Here is an 11,758-nt window from a genome sequence, read left to right as displayed (position 1 = left end):
AACGCTCGCCCAGCTCATCGATCAACGGGAATGGTCTTTGGCGTCCGAAAGCAGGAGAGCACTGGCCTTTTTTAGGATTTCGATGTCTCGATCTTTTTGCTTGAGCAATGCCTTGAGCGCCTGGGTTTGCTTCTGCTCAGGGGTGATGGCCTTGGCATTGACCGGTGTCACGCCCATCCGCTCCTGGCGCAGTTGCTCAACCCAGAGGTGCAGCGCTGTGGGGCCAATGCCCAGGCTGGCGCAGACCTCCGGCACAGGCTGGTCGTTGTCCAGAACCATACTGGCCGCTTCAAACTTGAACTCGTTCGAGTAAGAATTTCGCATCGGAACATCCTCTGGTATGGGCGCCATCATAGCGCCCGATCGAGGTGTCCAAAATCATTAGGCCAGTTCAGTGGTCTTCATCCTTTATAGCAGTGGAGATCTCGCTCGCTTACTGGACGAAGATCTTGATCCTCCTTTTCGGGCGGAGCTTGATCAGATCTGCGAGTCGCATGGCTTCTGGTTCGAGAACAATGATGGTTGCTCCTACTATTTCTTTCCCACGACCACTGCGGTTGGCGTTCCTGGACGGGGTTGTCAGGATCTCAGAGGCGCAAGAACATCGCTTCAAGACTACAAACTGAGGTGGTCGGATAGCGCTCGACGGCGGCTTGGGAGCTGCAGCGTGTGACTTTTTCGAGAAGGGGGCTGCTGGACCTCAGGCTGGGGGCATCCTTTTCAAACCATCTAAAGCATGCCCTCAAATATGCCCCCGGGGTGTCGCAGTCCTCTGGAAGTGGATGGATCTCCATGGACTATGAAAAGGCAGAAATGATCAGATTATCAGCCCGCTCGACAACAACTATAGACTCTCAGGGTCGCCAAAAAACATCTGAATCCGCGACCTCAACCACCGCTCTCCCGGGTCGTTATCCTGCGAGCCACGCCATGCCATGTGCAATTCGAAGGTCCGCGTCGGCAGCGGTGGATCTTCAGCCCGCAGACCGCCGGCTGCCGTCAGTGCCTCAGCCGTGTAATCCGGCACGGTCGCGACGATATCGGTGCCCGCCAGCAGCGTGCCCAGTCCGTTGAACTGTGGCACCGCGAGCACCACGTGCCGTTTGCGTCCGAGTTTCTCCAGTTCTTCATCGACAAAACCACTGAGGTCGCCAGCGAACGACACCAGTGCGTGCGGTCGGGCGCAATAGTCGTCGAGGCTCAACGGCCCCGGCACGGTGTCGGCGCCCAGCAGCTTCGGTGCGCTGCGGCGCAGGACCTTGCGCTTGGCGTTGGCCGGCAGGTCGGTGGTGTAGCTGACGCCAATCGAAATCTCGCCCGAGGCGAGCAGGCCCGGCATCAAGATGTAGTTGACCCGCCGCACCACGAGGACGATGCCTGGTGCTTCGGCGCGCAGGCGCTTGAGCAGCATCGGCAGCAGGGCGAATTCGACGTCGTCGGACAAACCGATGCGGAACACCGACGTGCTGGTCGCCGGATCGAAATCGGCGGCACGACTGACCGCAGTCGAGATCGAATCAAGGGCGGGCGAGAGCAGGGCGAAAATTTCCACCGCGCGGGCGGAAGGCTCCATGCTGCGGCCGGTGCGGACAAACAAGGGATCGTCAAACAGGCTGCGCAGGCGCGACAGCGCCGCACTGATAGCCGGTTGGCCGAGGAACAATTTTTCCGCGGCCCGAGTCACACTGCGTTCGTGCATCAATGTTTCGAACACGATCAGCAGGTTCAGGTCGACACGACGCAGGTCATTACGATTCATCTGGAGTCCTGGCAGAGTCATCAAACTTGACGAGGGCGGCCATATGAGAACAATGGCCGGCATGAATCTTACGGGGAAAGGCTGGTACTCTGCACCGGAAAATTCAGCTTTACTGCGACGGTGGCAGGCCTTTTTTCATGGATTTTGCCAATGCCGCCCTTGATGCGGAATCAATGACAGGCATGTCGACTATTAATAGCCACTGATGGTCTTGGGTCGAAAGCCCAGATAGAGTTCATGGCATTAGAGGTTACTTTGACGAGGTTTGCGATGTCCCGCACGATCCGTTTTCACAAGTTTGGTCCGGCCGAGGTGCTCAAATGCGAAGAGCATGCGGCTGCTCAGCCAGGTCCTGGCGAAGTGCAGGTGCGTGTCGAGGCAATCGGCATCAGTTGGTACGACACCCTGTGGCGCCAGAATCTGGCATCGTCCCAGGCACGTCTGCCTTCGGGCCTCGGTCATGAAATGGCTGGCGTGGTCACTGCGGTGGGCGCTGATGTCGACGACCTGTCCGTCGGCGACAAAGTGGCCAGTTTTCCAGCGGAAAGCCCGAACGACTATCCGGTTTACGGCGAGTCGATCGTTCTGCCGCGCACCGCGCTGACCCGTTATCCCGATGTGCTCAGCCCGATCGAAGCGAGCGTGCATTACACGCCGCTGCTGATCGCCTACTTCGCTTATGCCGATCTGGCGCGGGTCAAACCGGGTCAATTTGCCCTGGTGACTGACGCCAGCCACTGCGCCGGCCCGTCGTTTGTGCAATTGGGCAAAGCGCTGGGTGTGCGAGTGATCGCCGCGACCAAATCGGCGGAGGAGCGGGAGTACCTGCTGTCCCTCGGTGCGGAGAAGGTCATCGTCACCGAAGAGGAAGATCTGTTGATGCGCATCAACAAGATCACCGACAACCGCGGCGTCGATGTGGTGTTCGATGGTCTTGGCGGTCCGCAGATGTCGTTGCTTGGCGATGTGCTGGCGCCACGCGGCAGTCTGGTGCTGTACGGCCTGCAAGGTGGTAACCAGACCCCGTTCCCGGCGTGTGCGGCGTTTCAGAAGAACATCCAGTTCTTTGTGCACTGCATCGGCAACTTCACCGGCAAGCCGGAGCTGGGCATTGTCCAGGACCACGTCGCTCTGCAGCGTGCGCTGCGTGACATCAACCAGTTGACCGCTGACCGCGTGCTCCTGCCGCTCAAGACGCGTGTATTCCCGTTCAACGAGTTCGTCGAAGCGCATCGCTACATGGACGAATGCCCATGCCGCGAGCGAGTGGCCCTGCAAGTGGAAACCGCGTAAATCCGCTCATCAGAGTCCGTGGCCGCCACGGACTCTTTTCTGTTTAGATCCTCCGCTGACAGTAAACCCTTCCCGATATCGAAGCATCGGCCCTTCAGCAACTGAACTGGTTTTTGCCTTCGATCTGTATCTTCTAATCACACTATAAGCACTGATAATTGAATGATTACTTTCATCTCAAGGAATGAGCTATGGCTGTGCATTCAATTTGTCCAAGGCAATATCAAATGGCTGGCTCGGCTGGCTTCGCCAATTTCTGTTTAATTGCTGTAGGGCGTTTCGGAAGTTGCTTCTGCTTTTCTTGTAATGATTTGTCGTGGGACGTTGTGGGAAGTTTCCTCAGATCATTTGCGAATGGCGAAAGCCCAATGAATACGGGCGGTTGGGCGTGACGCTTGGCATCTGGATGGCTTTATTCAGGTGAAGTGTTTCAAATAACTACAACTTTGTAAGTGTTAGCATTTCAGCGTCTATTACTTATTGATCCAATTGCCGTGCGCCCATTGTCATGTCTGCGCGGCATGAAACTTTTGATACCGGGTAAATACCGATGAGCACGATCCATGATCAGGCAATGAACTATGTCTATCAGCAAGTATTGCAGCGTCTGCTGAGTTTCTTTTCCCGAGCCGAGCGCACGGCGTTGCAGTTGTTGATACAGCGCCTGGTGGTGGCCGCAGGCGGCATGGAAAACATTGGGCAATTCAAGGTGCTGGTGCCTCAGTCCGGCCTGCGTGACGGCTGCTACACCCTGGCCTTGCTCCGGGCCGCACAGCTGACCATCGCCGGACGTGCTCCGGCGACCTTCCAGTTGCGCGTGGCGTCCCTGCGCTGGAGTGGCGACAGCCCGCTCGCCCTGCAAAACCTGCATCGCAGCTACAGCGCACTGTTTCTTTATGACGATCCGCGGGTCGAGGTGCTGATGGTCGATAACCGCGAAGTGCTGCCGTTCGACCATCGCACGCCTGTGAGCAGCGAAGGGCGTGAGGCCAGCCGCGTCAATCTGCTGCTGGTCGGGCACTGTCGCACCTGGCTGGAAACGCCTGAATTATGGGATGACGCCTATCTGGCGACGGCCGAGTACTACAGCCAGATCGCCCGCTGGAACAATGGTGTCGACGCCATGATCAGCACTGAAACCAAAGGCAGTCAGCAGCATTTCCTCGAAGGCCTGAACCGTGCAATGCAGCGAGTGGCAATAACCGGTCCGGAACTGGTCAATGCCGGATTCGAAGCGCTTTTTCCGCTGCTCGACGGGCTCGGTGATGATTTTTACCGCGAGCTGCGCGCAGATGACGACCGGATAGCGTGGCGCCCGGAAGGTGAGTTCGAAGCCTGCCGGCGCACCAGTTTTATCGACATCAACGACATGATGGTCGGCAAAATCGAGGATCGCTGGCCGCTGCTGGGCGAATTTCTCGGTTATGAACCTGACGACCTGGCGCTGTACCAGGGCGAAGCGGTATTCGCTGACCCTCTGATCTCGGCGCACGTGCGAGGTTTGTACGCACGCTTCATCGAGGGGCGCGCCTATGAGGCGGGTATCGACGATTATGTTCGTCACACGCTGGCCGACATGCGGCGAAAACAGGTCGCCGAATCTGTCTGCGAGCACTTGCTGGCCAGCTATGACAACGCCGGCGGGCCAGAGCAGCTGCGGGCGCTTGCCGAGGATTACCTCATCAATGGTTTCGGATTGAGCGAAACGCAGTTGGTGTGCCTGCTGTTTGCGCCGTTCATCGACAACGGCAAAGGTCTCGAGCGGTTCCTGCGCAACTGTCATCCCGGCATGCTGGTCGCCATGCCTGACCTGCACCGCGCCATGCAAGGCTTGCACGCGCCGGAGCAGGTGTTGAAGTGGATAACGGAAGTGAGCGGGTTGCCGGTCAGGTTGGTGATCCGCCTCTATGCAACGGGCCCTGTGCAGATTCATGCGCCCGCGCAATTGGCCTCGGAGAGTTCGGGTTCGGATGAGGCGCGTTCGGCTGCGCCGTTCGAGCGGTCGACGGAACGCTGACGGTGAGCCGGAGCCTGGGTTGTGAACCGATATCTACGGAAATGAGGGTGTGAAAAGCGCGCGGGACAACGACTTTGTTTATCAGGCAGTTTATCGATATCTGACCACGCTGATTGATGACGCCGGAGGTGGTGCGGCGGTACGCATGCCTTCCTTGCGACAACTGGCGGATCGACTGAATGTCTCCATTTCAACGGTGCAGTACGCCTATTCGCTTCTGGAGAAGGAAGGTCGAGTCTATTCGATAGCCAAGTCAGGGTATTACGCGCAAGCGCTGTTCAGCATGGATGCGCCCGGCAACGGCAATGATCTGCTGGAGACCGTGTACGTCAACGCCAGACGTCCCGGAATGTGTGTGTTAAGCGCCGACGAACCGGCCTCGCTGCAACCGCTGGACAGTCCGTTGTTGACGCTGGAACGTGAGCTTCTGCGCCAATATCCGCGTCAGCTACAGACATTCGTGCAACCTTGCGGAGAGCTGGAATTGCGGGTTGCCCTGGCAGCGCGGTACACGAGTTCGACAGAGCATTTCTGGCATGCCGATGACATCTATATCGGTGCTGATCTGCGCGGGGTCCTGGAAATTCTGATTTCGGTGCTTGAATTGCGTCACGCCAGCGTAATTGTCGAATCACCGTGCGACTGGGTGATATTGCGTCTGCTCGAGTCGTGCGGGGTGCGCGTGATCGAATGGCCATTGCTGGCCGAAGGCGTGCTTGACCTGTCGGTCCTGCAATCGCTGCTGGAGAACGAGCCAGTACGTCTGGTTCTTTTGTCTTCAGTGTTGAGCATGCCCCACGGCAAGGGTTTCACCCATGAGCGTCAGCAGGCCGCCGCGCAGTTGCTCAATCAACATGGCGTCTGGGTGCTGGAAAACGACTGCTACAGCGAGCTTGACGAGCGCAATGATTCACAGCGTTTGCGCAGTTGGCTTGATCCTGAGCGTCTGCTGGTGTTTTCCACTTTCGAGAAATTCATCGGCGCTGAAGCGCCATTCGGCTTTGTCCTGTCGCGTCACTGGCGTGAGGCGCTGCAACGCCATTTTCTGCTGCGCGCATTTCGCTTGTCGCCGATCCGCCAAAAGGCGATTGCCCGGTTGTTGAATGGCGGGCGGCTTGATCAGCATTTATCTGTGCTGCGGCGGATGCTGGGTGAGCGGCGAGCCGTGTTGATCCAGGTTCTGCACGAACGTTTGGGCGATACGCTGCAGATAGTCGAGCCGCAGGGCGGGGCGACGGTGTGGGTGCGTTCGTTACGGCCGGTCGACATGGCGAATGTGTTCCGTCGCCTGCTCAAGCAACAGATCATCGTGGCCCCCGGCGAGCTGTTCAGCCTGCAAGGTCTGCATGCGGATCATCTGCGGATAAGCGCGTTGCACCACGGCGAGCGGGATCTGCCGAGTGTCATCGGCTTGCTCGGCGATGCCTTGCGCCTGTCACCCGGTCAATAACGTTAAAAAACATCGGGCGAGTTTCGGATACATCCCGTCGCACAGTGGTCAAACTGCCAGTAAACTGCGCTGCATTTCCTGAACCACTCCGATTTCAGAGGTTTTTGCATGACACTCAGTCCTTTTGCGGGCAAACCGGCACCGGCAGAACTGTTGGTCGATATCCCGCGACTGGTTACGGCCTATTACACCGGCCAGCCTGATGCATCGATTTCTACCCAGCAAGTGGCGTTCGGCACGTCCGGCCACCGCGGCAGCTCGTTCGATTTGAGTTTCAACGAGTGGCACGTTCTGGCCATCAGCCAGGCGATCTGCCTGTATCGCGAATCCCAGGGCATCACCGGACCGCTGTTTGTCGGCATCGACACCCATGCATTGTCGACCCCGGCCGGCGCCAGCGCACTGGAAGTCCTCGCCGCCAACGGCGTCACCGTGATGATCGCCGAAGGCGATGAGTACACGCCGACCCCGGCAGTTTCCCACGCCATTCTCTGCTACAACCGCGGCCGTACCTCTGGCCTGGCGGACGGTATCGTCATCACGCCGTCGCACAACCCGCCACAAAGCGGTGGCTACAAATACAACCCAACCAACGGTGGCCCGGCCGATACCCACATCACCAAGTGGATCGAAGCCAAGGCCAACGAACTGCTCGCCAACAAACTGGCCGGGGTCAAACGCATCAGCTACGAGCAAGCGCTCAAAGCCAGCACCACCCATCGTCACGATTACTTGAACACCTATGTCGCCGACCTGATCAACGTCATCGACTTCGATGCCATCCGCGACGCCAAGCTGCGTCTGGGTGTCGATCCGTTGGGCGGAGCAGGGGTGCGCTACTGGTCGGCCATCGCCGAACACTACCGTCTCGACCTGGAAGTGGTGAATAAACAGGTCGATTCAACGTTCCGTTTCATGACCGTCGATTGGGACGGCCAAATCCGTATGGACCCGTCGTCCAGCCACGCGATGCAGGGCCTGATTGGCCTGAAAGAGCGCTTCGACGTGGCGTTTGCCTGCGACCCGGATCATGACCGCCACGGCATCGTCACGCCGTCCGGTGGTTTGCTCGCGCCGAACAACTATCTGGCGGTATCCATCGACTACCTGTTCCAGAACCGTCCGCAATGGCGCGCCGATGCCGCTGTCGGCAAAACCGTGGTCAGCAGCGGTTTGATCGACCGCGTGGCCAAGCGCCTGGGCCGTCGCCTGTACGAAGTGCCGGTCGGTTTCAAATGGTTCGCCGATGGCCTGTTTGATGGCTCGCTGGGTTTTGGCGGTGAAGAAAGTGCTGGCGCCTCGTTCCTGCGAAAGGACGGCGGCGTGTGGAGCACTGACAAGGATGGCCTGATTCCAGCCTTGCTCGCCGCCGAAATGACCGCGCGCACCGGGCGCGATCCAAGCCAGGCCTACCGCGCGCTGACCGATGAACTGGGCGAGCCGTTCTCGGTACGTGTCGACGCCAAGGCCAACCCTGAGCAAAAGGCACTGCTGAGCAAGCTGGCGCCGGAACAGGTCACCTCGACCGAGCTGGCGGGTGAGAGGATCCAGAGCATCCTCAGCCATGCACCGGGCAACGATCAGGCCATTGGTGGTCTGAAAGTCATGACCGAGAACGGCTGGTTCGCCGCGCGTCCTTCGGGCACTGAAGACATCTACAAGATCTACGCCGAAAGCTTCCTTGGCGACGACCACCTCAAGCAACTGGTGGCCGAGGCGCAAACTCTGGTAGACGGCGCCATTTCCAGCAAATGATGCGCACATGAAAAAGGGCAACCGTAATGGTTGCCCTTTTTTATTGCCTGCAGATCAAGCCAGGTCGACCAGTACGATCTCGCTGTTCTCGATCGCCGTGACCGTCAGCACTTGCTCATGGGCTACCGCCACACCGTCACGCGCCTGCGCGCGCAGCCCGTTGACCTCGATTACGCCCGTGGCCGGAACCAGATAGGCGCGACGCCCTTCATCCAGTCGGTATTCGGCGGTTTCACCGGCCTTGATGTTTGCCGCCACCAGACGTGCATTGGCGCGAATGTGCAGGCTCTCATCGTCGCCGTCCTTGCCGCTGGCCAATGTGACAAAACCTTCACGCTCGCCTTTTGGAAACGGCTTGGCTCCCCACGACGGCGGCGCACCGGTTTCGGTCGGCAGAATCCAGATCTGGAAGATCTTGGTTTCCTTGTCTTCCAGGTTGTACTCGCTGTGAGCGATGCCGGTGCCGGCGCTCATCACTTGTACGTCGCCAGCTTCAGTGCGGCCCTTGTTGCCGAGGTTGTCCTGGTGCGTGATGGCACCTTCCCGCACGTAGGTGATGATTTCCATGTCGCGGTGCGGATGCTGCGGGAAGCCGGTACCTGCGGCGATGATGTCGTCGTTCCACACGCGCAGGTTGCCCCAGCTCATCCGCTGCGGATCGTAGTATTCGGCAAAGGAAAAGTGGTGATGCGCGTCCAGCCAGCCATGATGGGCGCCGCCCAGCGAACTGAAGGGTCTGAGTTCAAGCATGATCGTCTCCTAATAAGGGTCGTCAGGGGGCGGGCCCCGTGGTTGATGACGACGATCATCTATCAGGCAATCATCGAAAAAAAGCGCAAAAACTGCCGCATCATGATCAGGTTATTTGATGGGAATGCGCCTCGAAATCGTCTTATCCGACTTTCAATTCGTCGCCTAAACCGATGACCTGTAAGCATTTCGCTAGAACTGGACGGCAAATCCAGACACCATAGCCGCCACAGCCTCACACCCTGGAGTCCGTCAGCGTGGCGCAACACATTCCCGATTTTCCCCCTGAACTTCGTCCACTGGCCGAGATGCCTTGGTTCAAACGTCTGGCCGCGCGATTCTTTGGTCACGGGTTGACCAAGCTGCGCGCCCAGCACCGGGCGTCGTGGCTGCACGGGCAAGCCGACGGATTTCGCAGTGGCCACACCGCGGGCGTCGAATACGGTTTCAAGGAGGGCAAGCTTGAGGGTTTGGAGGAAGGCCGCCAGGTGCTGCTGATTCGCGACAGCCGCAACACTGAGCATCGGCCGCCCAGCGTCGATAACCACCTGTTCGATGACTGGCGCCTGCCGCTGACGGCGGAACTGAAGAAGCGCATCAAGGCTGACGTCGCCCGTTTGCTTCCGGCCCACGCCCAGCCCAGCGCCGCGCAGTGGAAGATGATCTTCAGCGATACGCCGTCCACCTCGGTGGTGGCCGGTGCCGGCGCCGGCAAATCGACCACGCTGGTGCTGCGCATTCTCTTGCTCAGCCATTATCTGGGTTTTGAGCTGGATTCGATGACTGTGGTGACCTTCACCCGCGAATCGCGCAAGGACTTCATCAACAAACTCATCGAAATCTTCACGCTGTGGGGGCAGCCGCTGAACCTCAAGCAGGCCCGCGAGCTGGTCAGAACCTTCCACTCACGCATCCTGCCGATGGTCCGCAGCCTGCCGGGTTTCGAGCGTTTGCAGGCCTTCGAGAACCTCAGCGATCGCCCGCAAAGCGGCGCAGAGGAGGTCCACAGCAATCCGTTTGACCTGCGTATCAATGACGCGCAGCGCCAGCAACTTAATGCTTGTTATCACCGGCTGTTCAACGACGATGAGCGTTTCCGCCAGTTGATCCAGCCGCTGTCCCGCGCGGGTTTGCAATTAAAGGAACTGGAACGCGATCACCCCGATGTGCAGAAACGCATGGCGGTCACCGAACTGGCAGCAAAGCGCGATGAAGAACTCTGCGATGTGATTGAAGATTTATGGTTTCGTGCAGGGGCGTGGCCCATCAAAGGCATCGAGTCGAATCGGCAGGCCTTCGAAATCAATGGTTCGAAGTTCCACGCTCACGGCTATATTCCCGGTCTCGATGCCTGGGTGGTGCTCGGCTTTGATCCCAGGGAAAACGCCCAGCTGACCCGTCCCAACGCCAAGCTGAGTGTCCGTGCAGAGTGGGCGGTCAAGCGCACGCTGTTTCAAGCTTTCTGTCGTAAGCCATTGATATGGCTGGATAGTTACGAGTCATCCAGGCGCGTTCTTGCGACGTTGGCCGGAGATGCCAGCGCTGGTCCAGGCTTCGATTACAAGGTCAAAGGCGAGCTGGCATCGGCGCCATTGCTGGATTGTTTTGTCGCCGCAGCAGGCTTTATCGAAAACCTCGGCCTGGATGTACCGGACGCGGTCAGTCGGATGAGCTTCGCGAAGGACGATCCCGATCGCTTTTTCTTTGAGGCCCTGAGCCTGTTCTGGCGCGCATTTGAAGATCACCTGCTGGATCAGAAACCGCCAGTGATGACCTACAACCGCATGTTCGCGCTGTTCAGCGAGCACTCGCCGGAAAACCTCAAGCTGCTCAGCGATGAGTTGCTGCGGCCTATGGCGCATTTGATGATCGATGAGTTCCAGGACGTATCGCCGCAGATCGTTTCGTGGATTCGCGCCAGCCTCAATGAAATCCGCAGCCGTGGCCCGGCCATGCACGTTGGGCGAGGGGCGCAGCGGTCGTCGCTGTTGTGTGTCGGTGATGACTGGCAATCGATTTACGGTTGGCGCGGCAGTTCGCCGAGCTACTTCATGGGGTTCAATAAGGAATTTCCTTCACCGAGCACCACGAGAGTGATGCTCAGTGACAACTATCGCAGCCATCAGCACATCATCGACGCCGCCGAACACATCGTCCGTGCAGCGCCGGCAATCGCAGGCAAGAAGGCCAAGGCCAGTGGTGAGCCCAAGCCGCTTCACCCGGTCAACGTGCTTGAGCGGGATGATGAAGCATTGAGTCTGCGCCTGGCCGAGCATTACCGGCGCGGCGATTCAATCTTGATGCTTTATCGAAAAAGCAGCGATAAGTTACTGATAGAGAAGCATATTCAGCCGCTACTTAATGTAGATTCGAGCTTGCCCTACAACGCGCGGCGGCTGAAACAACTGACCTATCACAGCGCCAAAGGCTTGCAGGCTGATGCGGTATTCCTGCTGGGTGATTGCCAGCATCTGACCAGTTCTCCGTACAAGAATCAGGTCTATCGCATGGCGGGATTGGGTAAAACCGGCGACAGCGAGCCGTACGACACTGCGCAAAAGGACGAAATCCTGCGCCTTGCCTACGTCGGTATCACACGCGCCGTCAGTCATTGCTACTGGTATGTCGAAACGCAGGAAACCCAAGCGGTAAACATGCCGAGGGCGTCGGATCGAGTCGCCAAGGGCAAACCCTTCTTCGTCGACCATCGATGCGAAAAGGTCAGCGCCTGACC

At 58.5% G+C, this 11,758-nt stretch carries 8 protein-coding genes; 5 read left to right on the top strand and 3 right to left on the bottom strand.

Annotated elements, in window-relative coordinates; all coding sequences use genetic code 11:
• Positions 1-21 precede the first annotated feature (21 nt).
• Positions 22-354, bottom strand: coding sequence for a transposase (locus OC605_RS10665; RefSeq protein WP_262136984.1), 333 nt, complete (start codon positions 352-354; stop codon positions 22-24).
• 490 nt (positions 355-844) lie between these two features.
• Positions 845-1,759: a LysR family transcriptional regulator gene (locus OC605_RS10660; protein WP_262136982.1), complete on the bottom strand. Its 915-nt coding sequence runs from the start codon at positions 1,757-1,759 to the stop codon at positions 845-847.
• 270 nt (positions 1,760-2,029) lie between these two features.
• Between OC605_RS10660 and OC605_RS10655 the strand changes: the two genes are divergently transcribed.
• The 4 genes from OC605_RS10655 (at position 2,030) to pgm (ending at position 8,274) form a co-directional block, all read left to right on the top strand.
• Positions 2,030-3,052, top strand: coding sequence for a zinc-dependent alcohol dehydrogenase family protein (locus OC605_RS10655; RefSeq protein WP_041480274.1), 1,023 nt, complete (start codon positions 2,030-2,032; stop codon positions 3,050-3,052).
• 550 nt (positions 3,053-3,602) lie between these two features.
• Positions 3,603-5,069: a hypothetical protein gene (locus OC605_RS10650; RefSeq protein WP_262136979.1), complete on the top strand. Its 1,467-nt coding sequence runs from the start codon at positions 3,603-3,605 to the stop codon at positions 5,067-5,069.
• Between the two features lie 49 nt (positions 5,070-5,118).
• Positions 5,119-6,519 carry a PLP-dependent aminotransferase family protein gene (locus OC605_RS10645; RefSeq protein ID WP_056789812.1) on the top strand — a complete coding sequence of 467 codons (1,401 nt, stop codon included), beginning with the start codon at positions 5,119-5,121 and terminating at the stop codon, positions 6,517-6,519.
• A gap of 108 nt (positions 6,520-6,627) precedes the next feature.
• Positions 6,628-8,274, top strand: a complete 1,647-nt coding sequence (gene pgm, locus OC605_RS10640; protein ID WP_262136977.1) for a phosphoglucomutase (alpha-D-glucose-1,6-bisphosphate-dependent) — start codon at positions 6,628-6,630, stop codon at positions 8,272-8,274.
• A 54-nt stretch (positions 8,275-8,328) separates the two neighbouring features.
• On the opposite strand, the gene OC605_RS10635 is transcribed toward pgm, so the two are convergent.
• The gene (locus OC605_RS10635) at positions 8,329-9,024 is read right to left on the bottom strand and encodes a pirin family protein (RefSeq protein WP_186569074.1); all 696 of its coding nucleotides are present in this window, start codon (positions 9,022-9,024) and stop codon (positions 8,329-8,331) included.
• A 257-nt stretch (positions 9,025-9,281) separates the two neighbouring features.
• Between OC605_RS10635 and OC605_RS10630 the strand changes: the two genes are divergently transcribed.
• Entirely contained in the window at positions 9,282-11,756 is a 2,475-nt protein-coding gene (locus OC605_RS10630; protein WP_262136976.1) for a UvrD-helicase domain-containing protein, read from the top strand.
• The last annotated feature ends 2 nt before the right edge of the window (positions 11,757-11,758 follow it).

It is taken from the genome of Pseudomonas sp. Marseille-Q5117 (assembly GCF_946901175.1).
Taxonomy (GTDB): Bacteria; Pseudomonadota; Gammaproteobacteria; order Pseudomonadales; family Pseudomonadaceae; genus Aquipseudomonas; species Aquipseudomonas iranensis.
Note: the sequence above shows the minus strand (reverse complement) of the source record. Positions and strands in the feature narration are given on the sequence as shown.

Excerpts from the sequence above, each read along its gene's own strand:
- OC605_RS10650 (WP_262136979.1), top strand. The coding sequence starts at position 3,603 with ATGAGCACGATCCATGATCAGGCAATGAACTATGTCTATCAGCAAGTA.
- OC605_RS10655 (WP_041480274.1), top strand. The coding sequence starts at position 2,030 with ATGTCCCGCACGATCCGTTTTCACAAGTTTGGTCCGGCCGAGGTGCTC.
- pgm (WP_262136977.1), top strand. The coding sequence starts at position 6,628 with ATGACACTCAGTCCTTTTGCGGGCAAACCGGCACCGGCAGAACTGTTG.
- OC605_RS10665 (WP_262136984.1), bottom strand. The coding sequence starts at position 354 with ATGATGGCGCCCATACCAGAGGATGTTCCGATGCGAAATTCTTACTCG.
- OC605_RS10660 (WP_262136982.1), bottom strand. The coding sequence starts at position 1,759 with ATGAATCGTAATGACCTGCGTCGTGTCGACCTGAACCTGCTGATCGTG.
- OC605_RS10635 (WP_186569074.1), bottom strand. The coding sequence starts at position 9,024 with ATGCTTGAACTCAGACCCTTCAGTTCGCTGGGCGGCGCCCATCATGGC.